The organism is uncultured Salinisphaera sp. (genome assembly GCF_964012375.1).
Lineage (GTDB): Bacteria > Pseudomonadota > Gammaproteobacteria > Nevskiales > Salinisphaeraceae > Salinisphaera.
The window spans coordinates 1-17,373 of the sequence record NZ_CAXGSH010000086.1; the positions used below are offsets into that span (position 1 = coordinate 1).

General features: G+C 64.7%; 15 protein-coding genes. 10 read left to right on the forward strand and 5 right to left on the reverse strand.

What is annotated here, in order from left to right:
• Both ABNU97_RS14005 and ABNU97_RS14010 read right to left on the reverse strand, forming a co-directional pair.
• Positions 1-722 (reverse strand): fructosamine kinase family protein (locus ABNU97_RS14005; RefSeq protein WP_348767310.1); only part of this gene is annotated, 722 nt, incomplete at its 3' end.
• On the reverse strand, positions 719-1,606 hold the full coding sequence (locus ABNU97_RS14010; RefSeq protein ID WP_348767311.1) for a 5'-3' exonuclease H3TH domain-containing protein: 888 nt from the start codon (positions 1,604-1,606) through the stop codon (positions 719-721). The genes ABNU97_RS14005 and ABNU97_RS14010, both read right to left, overlap by 4 nt.
• Positions 1,607-1,676: 70 nt before the next feature.
• Between ABNU97_RS14010 and ABNU97_RS14015 the strand changes: the two genes are divergently transcribed.
• From ABNU97_RS14015 to ABNU97_RS14050, 8 genes are all read left to right on the forward strand, one after another.
• The gene (locus ABNU97_RS14015) at positions 1,677-2,438 is read left to right on the forward strand and encodes a DUF4412 domain-containing protein (RefSeq protein WP_348767312.1); all 762 of its coding nucleotides are present in this window, start codon (positions 1,677-1,679) and stop codon (positions 2,436-2,438) included.
• Between the two features lie 155 nt (positions 2,439-2,593).
• Positions 2,594-3,766: an NAD(P) transhydrogenase subunit alpha gene (locus ABNU97_RS14020; protein ID WP_348767313.1), complete on the forward strand. Its 1,173-nt coding sequence runs from the start codon at positions 2,594-2,596 to the stop codon at positions 3,764-3,766.
• Positions 3,767-3,807: 41 nt separating this feature from the next.
• On the forward strand, positions 3,808-4,092 hold the full coding sequence (locus ABNU97_RS14025) for an NAD(P) transhydrogenase subunit alpha (protein ID WP_006914082.1): 285 nt from the start codon (positions 3,808-3,810) through the stop codon (positions 4,090-4,092).
• A 49-nt stretch (positions 4,093-4,141) separates the two neighbouring features.
• Positions 4,142-5,539: an NAD(P)(+) transhydrogenase (Re/Si-specific) subunit beta gene (locus ABNU97_RS14030; protein WP_348767314.1), complete on the forward strand. Its 1,398-nt coding sequence runs from the start codon at positions 4,142-4,144 to the stop codon at positions 5,537-5,539.
• Positions 5,540-5,619: 80 nt separating this feature from the next.
• Positions 5,620-6,201, forward strand: coding sequence for a CoA pyrophosphatase (locus tag ABNU97_RS14035; RefSeq protein WP_348767315.1), 582 nt, complete (start codon positions 5,620-5,622; stop codon positions 6,199-6,201).
• A gap of 271 nt (positions 6,202-6,472) precedes the next feature.
• On the forward strand, positions 6,473-8,671 hold the full coding sequence (locus ABNU97_RS14040; protein ID WP_348767316.1) for a primosomal protein N': 2,199 nt from the start codon (positions 6,473-6,475) through the stop codon (positions 8,669-8,671).
• A 126-nt stretch (positions 8,672-8,797) separates the two neighbouring features.
• Positions 8,798-10,444 (forward strand): arginine--tRNA ligase, encoded by a 1,647-nt coding sequence (gene argS, locus ABNU97_RS14045; protein ID WP_348767322.1) that lies wholly within the window; start codon positions 8,798-8,800, stop codon positions 10,442-10,444.
• Complete coding sequence (locus ABNU97_RS14050) at positions 10,444-11,175, forward strand: SPOR domain-containing protein (protein WP_348767317.1); 732 nt, start codon at positions 10,444-10,446, stop codon at positions 11,173-11,175. Before argS ends, ABNU97_RS14050 begins: the two co-directional genes overlap by 1 nt.
• A gap of 54 nt (positions 11,176-11,229) precedes the next feature.
• On the opposite strand, the gene ABNU97_RS14055 is transcribed toward ABNU97_RS14050, so the two are convergent.
• Genes ABNU97_RS14055 through uvrD form a run of 3 tightly spaced genes read right to left on the reverse strand, consistent with a single transcriptional unit; the run spans position 11,230 to position 15,646 of the window.
• Positions 11,230-12,384, reverse strand: coding sequence for a transporter substrate-binding domain-containing protein (locus ABNU97_RS14055; RefSeq protein WP_348767318.1), 1,155 nt, complete (start codon positions 12,382-12,384; stop codon positions 11,230-11,232).
• A 26-nt stretch (positions 12,385-12,410) separates the two neighbouring features.
• Positions 12,411-13,430 carry a DUF3187 family protein gene (locus tag ABNU97_RS14060; RefSeq protein ID WP_348767319.1) on the reverse strand — a complete coding sequence of 340 codons (1,020 nt, stop codon included), beginning with the start codon at positions 13,428-13,430 and terminating at the stop codon, positions 12,411-12,413.
• 56 nt (positions 13,431-13,486) lie between these two features.
• On the reverse strand, positions 13,487-15,646 hold the full coding sequence (gene uvrD / locus ABNU97_RS14065; RefSeq protein WP_348767320.1) for a DNA helicase II: 2,160 nt from the start codon (positions 15,644-15,646) through the stop codon (positions 13,487-13,489).
• Between the two features lie 135 nt (positions 15,647-15,781).
• On the opposite strand from uvrD, the gene ABNU97_RS14070 reads away from it, so the two are divergent.
• Both ABNU97_RS14070 and ABNU97_RS14075 read left to right on the forward strand, forming a co-directional pair.
• A complete protein-coding gene (locus tag ABNU97_RS14070; RefSeq protein ID WP_348767321.1) occupies positions 15,782-16,549 on the forward strand; it encodes a M48 family metallopeptidase in 768 nt (255 codons plus the stop codon).
• 217 nt (positions 16,550-16,766) lie between these two features.
• A complete protein-coding gene (locus ABNU97_RS14075) occupies positions 16,767-17,039 on the forward strand; it encodes an RNA-binding protein (protein WP_006914093.1) in 273 nt (90 codons plus the stop codon).
• The last annotated feature ends 334 nt before the right edge of the window (positions 17,040-17,373 follow it).

Genomic DNA, 17,373 nt, shown 5'->3' on the forward strand with positions numbered 1-17,373 from the left:
TCGAAGAACAGCGGCGAAAAGCCGCCAAACAGCTCGGCCATGGCCAGATCCGTTTCGCGATCGCCGTAATAGACGGCCGGATCGAACAGCACGGGCACGCCGTTTGCGTCCATGCCGACGTTGCCGCCCCACAGGTCGCCGTGAACCAGCGACGGCTCGGGCCGATGCCGTGCCAGCAGCGTGTCGAGCACGGCCAGCAGCGCATCGCCGTCGCGCGCCAGACCCCGATGCCGGGGCGCCAGCACATCGAGCATCACCGCGAGACGGTTCTCGCGCCAGAATTCCAGCCATTCGGCATGCCAGGCGTTGGGCTGGGCGCTGGTGCCGATGGTGTTGTCGCGCTCGAAGCCATAGCGGGCTGCCACAATGCCGTGCATATCGGCCAGCGCCTCGCCCAGGCGCGTCATCGCGGCCGGGCTCAGCGCATGGAGTGCAATGTGCTCAAGCACGAGATAGGCATGGGCGCCGGCACGACCCTGGGCGATCACGCGCGGCACGCGCAGCCCCACGGCCTGGCCCAACTCGGCCAGGCCGGCCGCTTCCGCCGCGAACATCGTCTCGCGTTCGGCGCGGTTGAGTTTGACGAAATAGCTTCGCTCGCCGGCTTCGATCCGATAGGCGGTATTGATCGAGCCGCCGCCCAGCCGCGTGCGTCGCTCGCCGGCAAACGGCGCCCCCTGGGCTTTCGCGATAGCCGAGTCGATCGCGGCCCAATCGATCACGAAGTGGCCACACCGAGGCGTTTACGCAGACGCTCGCCCACGCCGAGCCGGTCGCAGATCGAACTCAGCTTTTCGTGATCGGGTGCGCGCCGACGGATGTCGCGCTGCTCGCCCGCGAGATCGATATCGGTCACGATCGTGGCCAAGCGATAGGACAGGCGCACCTGCTCGGCGTGGGCTTCGAGCTTGGCTGCCAGAGATTTCGCCCCGCGCAGACCGCTGGCGGCGACGCCGTCGAGATCGCCCAGCAGCGCATCGATGCCATTGAACTGCTGGAGCAACGACGCCGCCGTCTTGGCGCCGATGCCGGGCACGCCGGGGATATTGTCGACGGTGTCGCCGACCAGGGCCAGATAGTCGGCAATACGCGCGGGCGGCACGCCGAACTTGGCCTCGATCGCCGCACAGTGGTAACGGGTTTCGCGGGCGTAGTCCCACAGGATGTCGTCCGGGCCCATGATCTGGGCGAGATCCTTGTCGGAGGTCACGATCGTGACCGGCGTATCGCTGTCTTTGGCCAGCGTGCCGATCAGGTCGTCGGCCTCGTAGACCGGGCTGGAGAGCGTAGCCACACCCAGTGCTTCGGTGATTTCGCGACAGGCACCGATCTGGGCCTCGAGCGCGGCCGGCGGCAACTCCCGGTTGGCCTTGTAATCGGCAAAGAACTGGTTGCGAAACGAGCTGGTGAGCGATTCGTCGAACGCGGCCGCGACCTGGGGATCGTCATCGGCTGCGAGTAGCTGCACGAGAAAGGTCGTATAACCGTAGACCGCATTCAGCGGCTGCTCATCGCGCCCGGTCAAACTCGAGGGCAGCGAGTGGAACGCCCGGAAAATGTAGACACTGGCATCCACGAGCAGCATGGCGCTAGTGTACTGCACCATGCCTTCGTTCTGCTGCGTGTCGCCCCCGAGACACGGTATTTTATCGATCCCGTTTACAAGGACCCTGCCCATGATTCGAATCCGCCGTACGGCCGCCGTTGCATTGCTGGCCGGCCTGAGCACCGTCGCGGGCATCGCCCAGGCCGACACCACGCTGACCTATCAGGGCGCCAGCGGCGCGTTTACCGTCGACATGCACCCGGGCGCGGTGCGCATCGACGATGCGAGCCCGCAGTGGCAGCTCTACAAGGAGGATGCCAAGGCCATCTTTTCGGTCGATCCGCGTGAGCGCACCTACACACGCCTGGACCGCGACTCCGCCAGCGTGATTCGCGAGCAGGTGGATTCGCTGCGGGCCCAGATCGAGGAACGTGTGCAGCAGCTGCCCGAGGCACAGCGCGCCACCGCACGTGCGGCCATGCTTCAGTCGGTACCCGGCCTGGATACCCGTAACCAGAAAATCGGCCTTGACCGCACCGGGCGCAAAGAAGATGTCGCCGGCGTGGAGTGCGAGGTGGTGCAGGTGGTACGCGACGGCCAGCCCGCCGAAACGCTATGCGTGGCCACGCCCAAGGCACTGGGCATCAGCGCAGACACCTTTGCCAGCGTGACCTCCATGTTCTCGCTAATGCAGACGCTGCTGGCCGGCACCGGTTTCGAGACCGCCGGCCTGCCCTATCTCAGCCTGGCCGGCATGCCGATCCGCTTTACCGATACCAACACCGGCGAACGCCGCCAGCTGGTGGAGGTCAGCCATAAAGAGGTGTCGAGCCAACGATTGAGCATTCCGCAGGACTACGTCGAAACCGCGGTGACCCCGCCGGGGCGCTGAAATCGTCGCAAGCGGCCCATGCTACGAAAGCCTAATGGTTTAGGTTAGACTGCTTTCGGGGTTAATCCGGCCTGCGGCTCATGGGCGGACACGTCTGTCTGCACCGTGCCAACGCGCCGCGCCGGGTATTCATTAGAACAAATTCAAGGGAAGACATGAGCGTAACTATCGCAGTCCCGAAAGAAACGGCCAGTGGCGAGACCCGTGTCGCCATGGTGCCGAAGGTGGCCGACAAGCTGGCCAAACTCAACGTCGATCTCAAGATCGCCAAGGGCGCCGGCGAAGGCAGCCGTATCCCGGACGAATCCTTCAAGGAACCGGTTCAGATCACCGACAACGCCGACGATGTATTCGGCGCCGATGTCGTGCTGGCCGTCAATGCGCCCGATGCGCAGTCGATCGGCAAGATGAAGAAGGGCTCGGTACTGATCAGCTTCGTGCAGGCCCACAACAACCCGGATACGGTCAAGGCGCTCAACGACGCCGGCGTAACCAGCTTCGCCATGGAACTGGTGCCGCGTATCACCCGTGCCCAGTCGATGGACGCTCTGTCCTCGCAGGCCTCCGCGGCCGGCTACAAGGCCGCGCTCATGGCAGCCAACTCGCTGGAGCGCTTCCTGCCCATGCTGACCACGGCCGCCGGCACCATCCGCCCGGCCAAGGTGCTGGTCATCGGCGCCGGCGTGGCCGGCCTGCAGGCGATTGCCACCTCCAAGCGCCTGGGCGCCAAGGTGTTCGCCTATGACGTGCGTACCGACACCAAGGAACAGGTCGAGTCGCTGGGCGCGGACTTCCTCATGGCCGAGGGCGTCAAGGCCGAAGCCGAGGGCGGCTATGCCCGCGAGCTGACCGACGAGGAAAAGAAGAAGCAGCAGCAGATGCTGGAAAAGAACATGGCCGATGCCGACGCCGTGATCACCACTGCGGCGGTGCCCGGCAAGCCGGCGCCCAAGATCATCTCCAAGGCCATGGTCGATGCCATGAAGCCCGGCTCGGTGCTGATCGACCTCGGCGCCTCCGGCGGCGGCAACTGCGAGCTGACCCAGCCCGACGAAGTCGTCACCCACGGCAGCGTGACCATCTACGGGCCGTCCAACGTACCGGCCCTGCTGGCCGAACACGCCAGCGAGATGTATGCCCAGAACCTGTTCAACTTCCTGCAGCTGATCGTGATCGAGGAAGAAGGTCAGGACGACGCCAAGCCGGCCGACAAGACGCGCAAGCTCGAAATCAACTGGGATGACGAAATCCTGGCCAAGTCCGCGCTGACGCACGACGGCGAAACCGTCAACGAAGCCGCCAAGAAGGCGCTCGAAGGCAACGCCTAGGCCTTCGCCCACCGGCTCATCATCTTTCGGGAGAAAAGACAGTGATTACAGGTTTTGTCGCACTCTATATTTTCATGCTCGCGGCCTTCACCGGCTACGAGATCATCGGCCGTGTACCGGCCATTCTGCATACCCCGCTCATGTCGGGTTCCAACTTCGTGCACGGGATCGTGCTCGTCGGCGCCATGGTCGCACTCGGCCATGCCGACGGCTTCTGGGAGACGCTGATCGGCTTTATCGGCGTGATTCTGGCGGCCGGCAACGCGGTCGGCGGTTATGTCGTGACCGAGCGCATGCTCGAAATGTTCAAGTCCTCCAAGGACTGATCCTCGCTGATCCCATTACAAGAACGAGCACACGAAAAGGTTACCGAATATGAGTTTCTGGGAATTTACCGTAGACGCGAGTTATTTCGTTGCGGCCGTATTGTTCATCATCGGCCTCAAACGCATGGGCTCGCCCAAGACCGCCAAGAGCGGTATCAAGTGGGCCGGCATCGGCATGGCCCTGGCCACCGTGGTCACGCTCTGGCACCCGGCCATGGAAGCCGGCTTCTTCCGCTACGTGCTGATGATCCTCGCGATCGTAATCGGCGGCGCGGGCGCCTGGTACACCGGCAAGAAGGTCGAAATGACCGGCATGCCGCAGATGGTGGCGTTGTATAACGGCATGGGCGGCGGCGCGGCCGCAGCCATCGCGCTCATCGAGATGTACTCGGGGCGGGCCTTCGAGCACGGCACGACCGTACTCATTCTGGCCGTACTCGGCGCGCTGATTGGTGGCGTGTCGTTCTCCGGCTCGCTGATCGCCTGGGCCAAGCTCGAAGGCAAGATGAGCAAGACGATCCGTCTGCCGGCACAGCAGATGATCAACGGCGGCGCGGCCCTGGTGATCGTGCTGCTGGGCCTGTGGATCTTGATGTCGGCCGGCAGCGCGCCGGTGCTGGTCACGATCTTCTTTGCGCTCTGCCTGGTGTTCGGCGTACTGCTGACCAACCCGATCGGCGGCGCCGATATGCCGGTGGTCATTTCCATGTACAACGCCTTCACCGGCCTGGCCGTGGCGTTTGAAGGCTTCGTGCTCGGCAACGCGGCGATGATCATCGCCGGTACCGTCGTAGGTGCCGCCGGTACGCTGCTCACGCTGCTCATGGCCAACGGCATGAATCGTTCCATCTCGAACGTGCTGTTCGCCGGCTTCGGTGTGGACGACGGCGCCGAGGCTGACGGGCCGGAAGGCGAGATGAAGTCGGTCGAGGCCTTTGATGCGGCTGCATCGTTCGCCTATTCCGACAGCCTGATCATCGTGCCCGGCTACGGTCTGGCCGTGGCCCAGGCCCAGCACAAGCTCTGGGAATTCGTGCAGATGCTCGAAAAAGAGCACGACGTGGACGTGAAGTTCGCCATCCATCCTGTGGCAGGCCGTATGCCCGGTCACATGAACGTGCTGCTGGCCGAGGCCGGCGTGCCCTACGACAAGATCTTCGACCTGGAAGAAATCAACGCCGAGTTCCCGAACGCGGACGCGGCGCTGGTCATCGGCGCCAACGACGTGGTCAACCCGGCCGCGCGTACCGACGAATCCAGCCCGATCTACGGCATGCCGATTCTCGACGTCGACAAGGCCCGCGAGGTCTACGTCGTCAAGCGCGGCAAGGGCACCGGCTTCTCCGGCGTACAGAACGCTCTGTTCTTCGGCGACAACACCCGTATGGTGTTCGGCGACGCGAAGCAGGTCTGTACGGATCTGGCCAACGGCCTCAAGCAGCTCTAGGGCGTTTAGGCCAAGACGGAAAAAGCCGCCTTCGGGCGGCTTTTTTCTTGGTGCGGCATATAGCCGGTTAAGCTTCGCCCATGCACGAACTCGCCCCCATCACCCGCGCCCTCGCCGGCTATCCCGCGCGGCGCCTGCGCTTCAGGCGCCACCTCAAACGCGCTGCGGTGGCCGTGATCCTGCGCGAGTCCCGTCAGGGCGCCGAGGTACTGCTTGCGCTGCGCGCGCATCGACAAGGCGACCCCTGGTCAGGCGATATGGCGTTTCCCGGCGGTCGCGTGGACCCAGTGGACGAAGCCAGCGCCTCGCGCGCGGCCTGTCGCGAAACCGGCGAGGAAGTCGGCCTGCACATCACCCGCGCGCACGGCATCGGCCGCCTCAACGACCGGCTGACGCTCGACCACCGGCGCCGCGCGCCGATGGTGGTGTCCCCGTTCGTCTACCGGCTGGAACAACGTATCGAGCCGGTGCTCAATCACGAGATCGCCGCCACCCGCTGGCTCGCGCTGGCCTGGCTTGATGAGCCCGCCAACCGCCGGACCATGCGCTGGCACGTCGGCCGGCTGAGCGTTGGCATGCCCTGCTATGACTGTGGCGACGGTCAGCGGCTGTGGGGCCTCACGCTGGCGATGCTGGACGAACTAGGCAGCCTTGCGCGATGACGCACGCCTCATCCACAGCCAACGGCAGCGGCGCAACGCCGTTATGGCGGCCTTTAAGACGGGCCCTGAGTTGTTTATCCACATATTCACAGGGCGCAAAAGATCGCACACGCGATTTTGCTGCAGCGCACATTGAGCGCGATTTCTCGTATATGACTGTTAAAACTGGAGTTTTTTACGAACTTTCGAGCAACGCAAGCGATTTGAGCGGTCGCGGCAGCGCACTCGCAGAAATTCATCCACGATTTTATCCACAGGCCGTAAACCGTTGATGAGCGGCGTAGAAACACCGCCGATCCTGCGCGTGGCCGTGCCCGTGCCCTTATATGGCGGCTTCGATTATCTCGATCTAGACGCCCAAGACGCGACCCCGATTGGCAGCCGTGTCCTGGTACGATTCGGCAGGCGCCGACTGGTCGGCATCGTCATCGAAGCCGGCGTTGAAAGCGAGCTGCCCACATCGCGCCTGCGTCCGATCGAAACCCGCCTGGATGACGCGCCGGTATTCGACGATGAACTGTTGGCGCTGCTGCGCTGGGCGGCGCGCTATTACCACCACCCGGTCGGCGAGGCGCTTGCCACCGCCTTGCCGGTCGCGCTACGCCGGGCAAGAACAGACCAGACCCCGAACCGCCACCGCGGCTGGCGGGCTGTCGCCGCGACCGGCACAAACGAACCGGCCGCGCACGCCAAACGCCAGCATGAACTGCTCGACGCCATTCGTACCGGCGAACATGCCGTGGCGCACTCGCATCTGCTCGCCCGCTTCGGCTCGATCCATGCGCCGCTCAAGGCCCTGCAGCAACGCGGCCTGATCGAGGAAGTCGACCTGCCGGGCGCGCTCGAACACGGCAGCGCGGGCCATGCGCCCACCCTTACGGACAGGCAACGCGAGGCAGTCGAACAGCTCGCCCGACGCAGCACCGGCTTTCACCCTACCCTGCTGGAAGGCGTGACCGGCAGCGGCAAGACCGAAGTGTATTGCCGGCAGATGGCCGAAGCGCTGGCCGCCCGTCGTCAGGTTCTGTTTCTGGCCCCGGAAATCGGGCTGACGCCCCAGCTGATCGAACGCCTGCGTACCCGCTTCGATGCCACCATCGGCGTGCTGCACTCCCAGCGCAGCGACGGCGAACGCGCCGATGTATGGCGGGCGGCCCGCGCCGGCGACGCGGATATCGTCATCGGCACCCGATCGGCGGTGTTCACCCCCATGCCGCGGCTCGGGTTGATCGTGGTGGATGAAGAGCACGACGGCTCCTACAAGCAGCAGGATGGCTTTCGCTATCACGCGCGCGACGTGGCCCTGCGCCGTGCCCAGCAGCGCGATATTCCGATCGTGCTCGGCAGCGCCACGCCGGCCCTGGAAAGCCTGCACAACGCCCAGCACGGCCGGTTCACGCATCTCAAGCTGGCCGAACGCGCCACCGGCGCGGCACTGCCGCCGGTGCGGGTGATCGATATCCGCTCGCGACCGCTGCTGGGCGGGCTGTCCGACCCCATGCTCGGGCATATCGAACGCCATCTCGGCGCCGGCAATCAGGTGATGGTATTCATCAATCGCCGCGGCTATGCGCCGGCGCTGTCCTGTCACGACTGCGGCTGGATCGCGCCCTGCGCGCGCTGCGATGCGCCGTTGACCCTGCATGGCGGCGGCGCACGCCTGCAATGCCACCACTGCGGCGCCCACGAACCCAGCCCGGCACAATGCCCAAGCTGTGGCTCGAAAGAGCTCATCGCGCTCGGGGCCGGCACCGAACGGGTAGCCGGGGCGCTGCGCAGCCGTTTTCCCGACGTTCGCCTGGCCCGTTTCGACCGCGATAGCGTCGCGCGCAAGGGCCGGCTGGAAAGCCAGCTTGCCGACGTCGCCAGCGGTGCCACCCAGCTGTTGGTCGGCACCCAGATGCTGGCCAAGGGCCACGATTTCGCCCGCCTGACCTGTGTCGCCGTGCTCGACGTCGACGGCGGCCTGTTCTCGGCGGATTTTCGCGCCGCCGAGCATATGGCCCAGCTCGTCACCCAGGTGGCCGGCCGCGCCGGGCGCGGTGACCTGCCCGGCGAGGTGTGGCTACAGACCCGCCACCCGGAGCACCCGCTGCTGCATCGCCTGCTCACCGGCGGCTACGATGCCTTCGCACAGGCCGCGCTGGCCGAACGCCGCGAAGCCGCGCTGCCGCCGTTCGGCTATCTCGCCCTGCTGCGTGCGGAAGCCCACGACCTGCAATCGCCCACAGCGTTTCTCGAGCAGGCCGCGGCCACGATCCGCACCGACGAGCAGATCGCCTGTCTGGGGCCCGTACCCGCGCCCATGCAGCGCCGGGCCGGGCGCTTTCGGGCCCATCTGCTGCTGCATGCCAGCCATCGGGCACGCCTGCACCCGGCCCTGGACCACTGGCAGCGCGTGCTCGGCGAACTGCCCGGCGCACGCCGGGTGCGCTGGTCGATCGACGTCGATCCGCAGGACCTGCTCTAGCCCAAAGCGATTATCGGCCCGGCCGGTCATGGCCCAGACATGGCCGGGCGTGAGCGCGCGCGTTAGACTGCGCGGTCATTCTTGCGACCGCCTATCGAAACCACCGTGAAACGTCTCGTTCAGGATCTGCTTGCCGACGCCGTCACCCGCGCCTGGCCCGATATCGACACCCCCGATGCGCCGCATGTGGAGCGCACCCGCGATGCCGCCCACGGCGACTTCGCCAGCAATATCGCGATGACGCTGACCAAGACGCTGCGCCGCAACCCGCGCGAGATCGCCCAGACGATCATCGACACGCTCGCCGACGATGCGCGTATCGATCGGGTCGAGATCGCCGGGCCGGGCTTCATCAACTTCTTTCTGGCGCACGCGGCGTTTCGCGCAGCCATCGATGACGTGCTCGCGGCCGGTACGGCCTATGGGCAAAGCGATACCGGCGCCGGCCAGCAGGTGATGATCGAGTTCGTCTCGGCCAACCCCACCGGGCCGCTGCATGTCGGTCACGGTCGCGGCGCGGCAGTCGGCGACTGTCTGGCGCGACTGTTCGAGGCCACCGGCTTCGAGGTCACGCGTGAGTTCTATTACAACGATGCGGGCGCCCAGATCGCCAACCTCGCCGTTTCCGTTCAGGCGCGAGCCAGGGGCGTCACTCCCGAAGACGACGCCTGGCCCGCCGACGGTTATCGCGGCGACTATATCGCCGACGTGGCCGCGGCCTATCTTGCCGGCGAAACGGTTGCCGCGGACGATCGTGAAGTTACCGGCGCCGCGGATGCCGACGATATCGACGCGATCCGCGAATTCGCCGTGGCCTATCTGCGCCGCGAACAGGACGCCGACCTCAAGGCTTTCGCAGTGGATTTCGATGTCTACTCGCTCGAATCGGCGCTCTATAGCGAAGGCCGGGTCGAGCGCACGGTCGAGGCGCTGGTCGCGGCCGGCCATACCTACGAGGCGGACGGCGCGCTGTGGCTCAAGACCACGGACTTCGGTGACGACAAGGATCGCGTCATGCGCAAGGCCGGGGGCGGCTATACCTATTTCGTGCCGGACGTGGCTTATCACGTGGCGAAATGGGAACGCGGCTACACCCGCGCGATCAACGAACAGGGCGCGGACCACCACGGCACCATCGCCCGCGTACGCGCCGGACTGCAGGCTCTGGATATCGGCATCCCCAAAGGCTGGCCGGACTACGTGCTGCATCAGATGGTCACCGTGATGCGCGGCGGCGAGGAAGTGAAGCTCTCCAAGCGCGCCGGCTCCTACGTGACGCTGCGCGACCTTATCGACGAGGTGGGCCGCGACGCGACGCGTTATTTCCTGGCCGCGCGCAAGCCGGATTCCCAGCAAACCTTCGATATCGATCTGGCCCGTAGCCAGAGCGAAGAGAACCCGGTCTACTACATCCAGTATGCGCATGCGCGTATTTGCAGCGTCGACGGCCAGTTGGCCGATCGCGGCATGGCCTATAGCCGGGAAGCGGCGGATCTGGCGCGCCTCGACAGCGCCCACGAACAACGCCTGATCACCGCGATCTCCCGCTTTCCGGAACTCATCGAAACCGCTGCCGCGGATTTCGCACCCCAGGCCGTGGCGCATTATCTGCGCGATCTGGCCGATGCCTTTCATAGTTACTACAACGCCCAGCAGTTCCTGGTCGACGACGCCGCCCTGCGCAACGCGCGCCTGGCGCTGGTGTTCGCCACACGACAGGTACTGGTCAACGGGCTTAAGCTGTTGGGCGTGGACGCACCGGAGCAGATGTAATGGCGCGAGATTATTCCGGCCGACCGGGCAGTTCTTCCTCGAATAACGGCAAGCGCAAGCCCACGCGCCGCCAGCCGGCCGCGCGACCCACGCCGACCAAGCGCACCAAGGGCGGCGGCCCGCCGGGCTGGGTATGGATGATCTGCGGGCTGTGTATCGGTCTGACCGTGGCTGCGGTGTTCTATGTGTTCGCACGCCCCGGCGGCGATCTGGCGCGCGAGCAGATAAAAATCGCCATGCCGGAGAAGAGCAGCAAGGACGAATCCTCGCAGTCGGCAAAGGCGGCCGCCCCGGCCGAGCCCGAAGCCGAGGAAGAGGAGCCACGCTTTTCCTTCTACAAGATGCTGCCGAACTATGAAGTGGTGATCCCGGAAGAGGAATATCCGGAGAAAAAGAGTCGCTCCGCCTCGCACAGCGCGCCGCCCAGCGCCGCTGAAGTCGAGCAGCCGGCCTCCAACAAGCCGCAGCCGACCACGCCCAAGGTCGAAGAGCCGGGACGCTTTATCATCCAGGCCGGCTCCTTCTCCACCCCGGCCGATGCAGAACGCCGCAAGGCCGAACTGGGCATGCTTGGACTGGCCGCCAAGACGGTGGAAGTGGACCTGCCTTCGGGCAAGACGGTCTATCGCGTGCAAAGCAATACCATCAGCTCGTCGAGCGAGCTCAACAAGATCCTCAAACGGCTGCGCGAAAACCGTATTGATACGCTGGTGATGCGAGCCAAGAACTAGGCGCGGCTCGGCAGCGGTCTTGCCTGCCGCCGAGCGCGAATTGCGGCCTTCTGCCTAAGGTTGGCTGCCCAGATACTGGGTCAAGGTATCGCGCCAGGCATCGCTGGCCAGATACTCCAGAATCGCGCGGTTGATGGGTTCGCGCAGGTCGCTGCCCTCGGGCAGTGCAAATGCGTAGTCCTGCCGGTCGAAGATCGACTCCAGCACGCTCAAGGTATCGCCGTATTCGTTTTTCACCCGGTAGTTGAGCAGCGGCGCATCGTAGACCACGGCATCGACCCGGCCCGCCGACAATGCGGCAAGCCCGTCTTCTAGCTCGGGCCGTGCGCTGAAGGCGATGCCACGATCGCGCAGGGCCTCGGCCGCAGCCGAGCCCTCCACCGTGACCACCCGTGCATCGGCCAGATCCTGTACGCCCTTGATGCCCGAGGACAGCCGATCGACGGTCAGCGACGTGGCAATCGCCGCGGTGAAGCTGGAAATGATGATGATCGCGGCGAACATCCAGACCAGACCGATGAGCCGCCCGCCCAGCGTTTTGGGCGCCTTGTCGCCGTAGCCGACCGTGGTCATGGTTACTGCGGCCCACCAGAAGCCGCTGCCCAGTCCCTGGGCGGTACTGCCGCCGAATTCCTCGGCGTTGGCTCGCCGCTCGAACAGCCAGATGATCACGCCCACGGCCAACAACACGATGGCCAGGCCGGCGAGCGCGGTGAAGAACTGCCAGGAAAAAAAGCGTCGCAGCGTGGCCCAAACCGCACTGCCGTCATTCGCGGGTACGGCGATCGCGAGGCCGGTCGAATAGAACGGGTAGGAAAAATCGATATGGGCTTCGCGGGGCGCGGTGACCGTCAGTGCCGCAACCGACAGATCCAGGTCGCCGTCTTCGAGGCCGCTGAACAGCCCGGCCAGATCACTCGGCACGTAATCGTATTCGATGCCCAGACGTTGGGCGACCGCCTGCCAGAGCACGATACTCACGCCGGAAAAACGGCCGTCGCCGCTATCCACCACGAACGGCGGCGCGTGTTTTGTGCCCACCCGCAAGCGCGCGCCGCGTTCGCCTGCCGGCATGGCCTGGGCCACGATATCCGGCGTGCTCGTTTGCACGCCGCCCGGCTGGGCGAGTGCTGGCATGCCGCATAGCAGGACACCCAGCATCGCTAGGCCGGCGAGATACCGCAGCGCCTGGAAATAACGATTATTCATTGGCTCCCCCATTCAGCGGGGCCGCGTCAGAAACCGTGGCGCAAACCCAGCAGAAAACTCACATCCGGCGAAACCCCGGTGTTCAGATCTTCGATAATCGCAAATTCCATGCGCGAACGCTCGCTGAGCTGCCAGTCCACGCCCAGCGCGCCGGACACCGCGGTGCCGTCGAGCGCTTCGATATCGGTATCTTCATAGAACGGGCTATGCGCATAGCCCTGTACCTTGACCACGACCGAGGGCAGCACCGCATACCCCAGCGTGGCCCAGCCGAAGGCGACTTCCTGTACGCGCTGGTCTTCGAGCACATCACCTTCGCCCGAATACAGGCCACCCACGCCGGCGAGCATGCGCCAACGCGACAAACCGTTCTGGTTGTTGCCAATCGTGCCCCAGAGCGATACGTCGGCCGCGCCGCTGCCGGTCAGCCGATCGGCATCGCCGGTCGGCAACTTGAGTTCGCCGGCAAGTGCCATGCCCCAGTCGCCGAAACCGGCCAGGCGCTTTTTAAGGCCCAACCTGACATCGCCCACGCCGGACGGGGAATCGCTTACATCGAGGGCAACCCGGCCATCGCGCTCATATCGAAACGACTGGCGATCGCGGGGCGCGCCGGACCGCCCGCCGTCGGAAAAACCGAACAAATCGTGGAAATCGTCAATGAACCCGTCGGCAAAGCCACCACTATGGTCGACGAACGGTATTTCGATACTGGCCTGCCAGTCGTTGGCCAGGCCACGCTCGAATACCAGCGCGGCACGGGTGGTTTCGCCGTCGAACAAAAGGCTTTCGTTGCCGCTGTTCTGTTCGGTGTAGTGGCTGGTGAAATCTACCCGTAGTCCGCCCCGCCAGGCGCCGGGCTCGACCACGGTATAGCCGTCCGCGCGCGGCAGCCCGTAGATCGCGACCGTGGGCGACTGATCCGAAAACGCCAGTGGCTGCGGCGCCTGCGCGTCGTCGGCCTGCGCGCACACCGGCGCGATCCAGAACATCGTAGAAAACAGCAGGCAGGACGCCCCGCATGCCCGCAAACGGCCCAATCCCATATCGCTTCCCCCAATGGCCGCGCCCCCGAGCGCGGTTTTTTTAGTTACCGATCAAGTCATACCGGATCGAGTTTGGCATAGCCGGCGATCAGCCACTTGCTGCCCACCCCGTCGAAGTTGACCTGAATCCGGGCACGGGCGCCATCCCCCTCGAAGGCCAGCACCGTGCCCTGGCCGAATTTCTTGTGCGCGACCCGCTGGCCGAGCGACAGCCCGGCCGCGCGCTGTTCGGACTTGGCGATACTGCCCGGACGAAACACCGGCTGGCTGATACCCGCCTGCGGGCGTACTTCGCGCAGGAAATCCGCCGGAATCTCGCGCAGAAAACGCGACGGCGCGCACAGATTCTCGCTGCCGTGCAGGCGCCGTACCTCGGCATGCGAGATATGCAGCTTCTCCATGGCCCGGGTCATGCCGACGTAGCACAGGCGGCGCTCTTCCTCGAGGCCGTTGTCGTCGTCGACCGAGCGCTGATGCGGGAAAAGGCCTTCTTCAAGGCCCACCATGAACACCAGCGGAAACTCGAGGCCCTTGGCCGAGTGCAGGGTCATCAGCTGGACCGACTCATCCCATTCGCCGGCCTGATTCTCGCCGGCTTCCAGCGAGGCATAGGCCAGGAACTGGGTGATCTCGTCCATGGTGTCGTCGTCATCGGCCGCATAGGCGCGCGCGGCAGACACCAGTTCGTCTAGGTTTTCCTTGCGGCCTTCGGCTTTTTCGTCGCCGCCCTTGCCGTGGTGCGCCTTGAGGCCGGTGGTCACGATCACCTTTTCGGCGATTTCGTGCAGGGCCATGCCCTCGATCTCGGCGTCCAGCGTATCGATGAGTTCGATGAAGGCCATGACCATCTTGCCGGCACGGGCCGGTAGCCCATTCTCGGCCAGGTCGAAAGCGGCCTGCCACAGGCTCATCGCGCCAGCACGGGCATGGCTGCGGATCTTGTCGACGGTGGTCGCGCCGATACCCCGGGTGGGCGTGTTGACGATGCGCTCGAAGGCCGCATCGTCCGATCGGGACTGCAGCAGCCGCATATAGGCCAGCGCATCCTTGATCTCGGCACGCTCGAAGAACTTCTGACCGCCGTAGATACGATAGGAAATCTCGGCCGCGATCAGCCGCTCCTCGAGCACGCGCGACTGGGCGTTGGAGCGATAGAGGATGGCAATATCCGAGCGCTTGCCGCCGTCGGCGATCCAGTTCTGGATGCGGGTGACGACATGCTGGGCTTCGTCGTACTCGTTGAAGGCCGCATAGATATCGATCGGCTCGCCATCGGCACCGGCGGTCCACAGCTCCTTGCCCAGACGGGTGAGGTTGTGGCCAATCAGGCCATTGGCCGCGCCCAGGATCGTGCCCGTGGAGCGATAGTTCTGCTCCAGGCGTACGGTGGCAGTGTTCTTGAAGTCTTCCTCGAAGCGCAGGATGTTGTCGACCCGCGCGCCGCGCCAGGAATAAATGGACTGATCGTCGTCGCCGACGATGAACACCTTGCCGCTATCGCCGGCCAGCAGGCGGATCCAGCCATATTGCAGCGCGTTCGTATCCTGGAATTCGTCGACCAGGATATGGCTGAAACGCCGCCGGTAATGCGCCAGCAGGTCGGCGTTGTCGCGACAGGTTTCGTAGGCGCGCAGCAGCAGCTCTGGAAAGTCCACGAGGCCGGCCGATTCGCGCGCGCTTTCATAGGCCTGATAGACACGAATCATCTGGCTGCGGGCATAGTCGCCGGTATCGGCCAGATCGCGCGGGCGCTCGGCGGCCTCCTTGCAGCTGTTGATGAAGCCCTGCATCTGGCGCGGCGGCCAGCGCTGCTCGTCCATTTCCAGATTCTTGAGCGTGCGCCGCACCAGCCGGTACTGATCGTCCGAATCGATGATCTGAAACGCCTGGGGCAGCTTGGCTTCCTTGAAATGCAGGCGTAGCAGCCGGTGGGCGATGCCGTGAAAGGTGCCCACCCACAGCGCCCGTGCGGGTACGCGCAGCATCGGCTCGAGCCGGGCGCGCATTTCGCCCGCCGCCTTGTTGGTGAAGGTGACGGCCAGGATCGACTGCGGCGATACGCCCTCGACGCCGATCAACCAGGCGATACGATGAATCAAGACCCGAGTCTTGCCCGAGCCCGCGCCTGCAAGTACGCGCATATGCCCCGGCGGCGCGCCCACCGCTTCACGCTGGGCTTCGTTCAAAGAGTCGAGAATTGTCGATACGTCATCCATGGCGCGCATTGTAACCAATGCGCCGTGACGCCCGGCCGGGCATTCATGGACGCGCAAGCTCGTCGCGCTAGAATCTATGCCTGTCAGACACGAGCAACCGCCGTTTTACGGCCCGCTTTCGGGAGAAAACCGACCATGCGTCGAATCTACGTCGCTTCGCTACTGCTGCTGCTGGTTGCCTGTGCGACCTCGCCCACCGGGCGCAACCAGCTCAAGCTCTTTTCCGAGGAGAAGATTGCGCAGATGGGCATCCAGAGCTATCAGCAGATGAAGCAGGAAGAGCCGATCGATACCAGCACTGCGGACAATCGCTACGTGAAGTGCGTGGCCGACGCGATCACGCGCGTGACCGGCGGCGAATGGGAAGTCACGGTATTCAAGGACGACCAGGTCAACGCCTTCGCGCTGCCCGGCGGCAAAATCGGCGTTTACTCCGGCCTGCTGGACGTGGCCAAGACCGACGATCAGCTAGCCGCGGTCATCGGTCACGAGGTCGGGCACGTACTAGCCGACCACGGCAACGAACGCGTATCGCAGCAGGCCGCGACCCAGGGCGGTCTGCAGGTGGTATCGGCCTTTCTGGGTGGCTCCGGCGGGGGCGGCAACCAGGCCGTGATGTCGGCGCTCGGCCTCGGCGCGCAAGTGGGCATCCTGCTGCCGTTTTCGCGTACCCAGGAAAGCGAAGCCGATACGATCGGGCTGGAACTGATGGCGCGGGCCGGTTTCGACCCGCGTGAGTCGGTTGCGCTCTGGCAGAACATGGCCGCGGCCGGCGGCGAAAAGCCGGCCGAATTCATGTCGACCCATCCGTCCAACCAGCACCGGATCAACAATCTGGAGAGCCACATGAACCAGGCCATGCAGCTCTACCAGCAGGCGCCCAACAAGCCGAATTGCAGCTAGCATTACGTCACACCGCCGCAACGGCCGGACACGCCGGCTTGCGGGCGGTTTGGAATGCTTGAAATTTTTTTCGCATTGAGCTATTGCAAGCAGCGAAAAATATGTAGACTCGGAATTGTTCGGCTTGGCCGTTCTCCGTTGGTCTTAGTTTGGTGTCGTTGACGAGTCCGTACGGTTTTTCAGAAATAATGACACGGTATCGCTAGGATCAGTCGAGATGAATATTTACGTGGGCAATCTGTCGTGGAACACCAATGACGACGAACTCCGGGGCGCTTTCGAAGCGTTCGGTGAAGTATCGTCGGCCAAGGTGATCATGGACCGCGAGACCGGCCGTTCGCGCGGCTTCGGCTTCGTGGAAATGCCGGACGACAACGATGCCAAACAGGCCATCGAAGGCATGAACAACAAGGATCTCGGTGGTCGCACCCTGCGGGTGAACGAAGCCCGTCCGCGCGACGATCGTCCGCGCGGTCCGCGTCGCTTCTAAGCGCTCGCACGACGCATAACCGTTAAGAAGAAAGCCGCCATCGTGCGGCTTTCTTTTTGTGCGCTCGATGAATCGCAGCGCGGCTGCGGCTGAACGTGAACACAACAGGCGGGCCGCGCAAACGGCGTAGCCGGCGCGTTTGCAACCGGCCAGGGCCCGCGGCACGCCCGAATACCGGGCGTGTGCCCGCGGTTCAGGCATTCAGCCGGTCACAGCCGTGGCAGGGAAGCTCTGCACAACCTCTCGCGGTTCGCGTTCGAGTCCTCACAGACGTTGCGGCAAGGCGCCCGAGCGCAGCGCCTGCCTCATTGGCAGGTCAAGCTCGGCAACGCAG

Coding starts and splice junctions, on each gene's coding strand:
- ABNU97_RS14010 (WP_348767311.1), bottom strand. CDS start 1,606: ATGGTGCAGTACACTAGCGCCATGCTGCTCGTGGATGCCAGTGTCTAC.
- ABNU97_RS14015 (WP_348767312.1), top strand. CDS start 1,677: ATGATTCGAATCCGCCGTACGGCCGCCGTTGCATTGCTGGCCGGCCTG.
- ABNU97_RS14020 (WP_348767313.1), top strand. CDS start 2,594: ATGAGCGTAACTATCGCAGTCCCGAAAGAAACGGCCAGTGGCGAGACC.
- ABNU97_RS14030 (WP_348767314.1), top strand. CDS start 4,142: ATGAGTTTCTGGGAATTTACCGTAGACGCGAGTTATTTCGTTGCGGCC.
- ABNU97_RS14035 (WP_348767315.1), top strand. CDS start 5,620: ATGCACGAACTCGCCCCCATCACCCGCGCCCTCGCCGGCTATCCCGCG.
- ABNU97_RS14040 (WP_348767316.1), top strand. CDS start 6,473: ATGAGCGGCGTAGAAACACCGCCGATCCTGCGCGTGGCCGTGCCCGTG.
- ABNU97_RS14050 (WP_348767317.1), top strand. CDS start 10,444: ATGGCGCGAGATTATTCCGGCCGACCGGGCAGTTCTTCCTCGAATAAC.
- ABNU97_RS14055 (WP_348767318.1), bottom strand. CDS start 12,384: ATGAATAATCGTTATTTCCAGGCGCTGCGGTATCTCGCCGGCCTAGCG.
- ABNU97_RS14060 (WP_348767319.1), bottom strand. CDS start 13,430: ATGGGATTGGGCCGTTTGCGGGCATGCGGGGCGTCCTGCCTGCTGTTT.
- uvrD (WP_348767320.1), bottom strand. CDS start 15,646: ATGGATGACGTATCGACAATTCTCGACTCTTTGAACGAAGCCCAGCGT.
- ABNU97_RS14070 (WP_348767321.1), top strand. CDS start 15,782: ATGCGTCGAATCTACGTCGCTTCGCTACTGCTGCTGCTGGTTGCCTGT.
- ABNU97_RS14075 (WP_006914093.1), top strand. CDS start 16,767: ATGAATATTTACGTGGGCAATCTGTCGTGGAACACCAATGACGACGAA.